Origin of the sequence: Streptomyces sp. NPDC091387, from assembly GCF_044756945.1 — a bacterium.
Lineage (GTDB): Bacteria > Actinomycetota > Actinomycetes > Streptomycetales > Streptomycetaceae > Streptomyces.
In genome coordinates, this window is sequence record NZ_JBIVTZ010000051.1 from 1 (window position 1) to 1,558 (window position 1,558).

The following is a 1,558-nucleotide window of genomic DNA, read 5'->3' on the forward strand; positions in this document are numbered from 1 at the left end:
GGTGACCTCGTCGGTCAGCTGGGGCACGACGTTGAAGAGGTCACCCACGACGCCGTAGTCGACGAGGTCGAAGATCGGGGCCTCCGCGTCCTTGTTGATCGCGACGATCGTCTTCGACGTCTGCATGCCCGCCCGGTGCTGGATCGCACCCGAGATACCCGACGCGATGTACAGCTGCGGCGAGACCGACTTACCCGTCTGCCCGACCTGGTTGGTGTGCGGGTACCAGCCCGCGTCGACCGCCGCACGCGAGGCACCGACCGCCGCACCCAGCGAGTCCGCGAGCGCCTCGATGACCGCGAAGTTCTCCGCACCATTGACACCCCGGCCACCCGAGACCACGATCGCGGCCTCGGTCAGCTCCGGACGCCCCGTCGACTCACGCGGGGTCCGGGAGACGACCTTCGTCCCCGTGGCCTGCTCCGAGAAGGAGACCGCGAGGGCCTCTACGACGCCGGCCGCCGGAGCCGGCTCGACCGGGGCCGAGTTCGGCTTGACCGTGACGACCGGGACACCCTTGGAGACACGGGACTTGGTGGTGTACGAGGCGGCGAACGCGGACTGCGTGGCAACCGGGCCCCGGTCACCGGCCTCCAGGTCGACGGCGTCGGTGATGATGCCCGAGCCGATACGGACCGCGAGGCGGGCCGCGATCTCCTTGGCCTCCGCGGAGGACGGCAGCAGCACAGCGGCCGGCGACACCGCGTCGAAGGCGGCCTGGAGCGCGTCGACCTTCGGCACGACGAGGTAGTCGGCGAACTCGGAGGCATCCGCGGTCAGCACCTTGACCGCGCCGTGCTCGGCGAGCGTGGCGGCAGTGTCCGCGGCACCGTTGCCCAGAGCGACGGCGACGGGCTCACCGATGCGGCGGGCGAGCGTCAGCAGCTCCAGCGTGGGCTTGCGGACGGCACCGTCCACGTGATCGACATAGACGAGAACTTCAGTCATGGGTCTTCAATCTCCTGCGTGTGCGAGGTAGCGGGGGAAGTGAGGGGACAGCAGCGGCTCAGATGAACTTCTGGCCGGCCAGGAACTCCGCCAGCGCCTTGCCGCCCTCGCCCTCGTCCTTGACGATCGTGCCCGCGGTCCGGGCCGGACGCGCAGCCGCGGAGTCGACCGCGGTCCAGGAACCGCCCAGACCCACCTCGTCCGCCCCGATCCCCAGATCATCCAGATCCAGCGACTCGACCGGCTTCTTCTTCGCCGCCATGATCCCCTTGAACGACGGATACCGCGCCTCGCCCGACTGGTCGGTCACCGACACCACCGCCGGCAACGACGCCTCCAACCGCTCAGAGGCCGTGTCACCGTCCCGACGGCCCCGCACAACCCCGCCCTCCACCGAAACCTCGGACAGCAGCGTCACCTGCGGCACCCCCAGCCGCTCCGCGAGCAGCGCCGGAACCACACCCATCGTGCCGTCCGTCGACGCCATCCCCGAGATCACCAGGTCGAACCCCGTCTTCTCGACCGCCTTCGCCAGCACCAACGACGTACCGATCGCATCCGTGCCGTGCAGATCGTCGTCCTCGACGTGAACAGCCTTGTCCGCACCCAT

General features: G+C 69.6%; 2 protein-coding genes. Both read right to left on the reverse strand.

Annotated features, from left to right (window positions below; genetic code table 11):
- Positions 1-948: electron transfer flavoprotein subunit alpha/FixB family protein (locus ACIQM0_RS39305; RefSeq protein WP_401296054.1), on the reverse strand; the 948-nt coding region annotated here is incomplete at its 3' end.
- 58 nt (positions 949-1,006) lie between these two features.
- Positions 1,007-1,558 (reverse strand): electron transfer flavoprotein subunit beta/FixA family protein (locus ACIQM0_RS39310; RefSeq protein WP_401296057.1); only part of this gene is annotated, 552 nt, incomplete at its 5' end.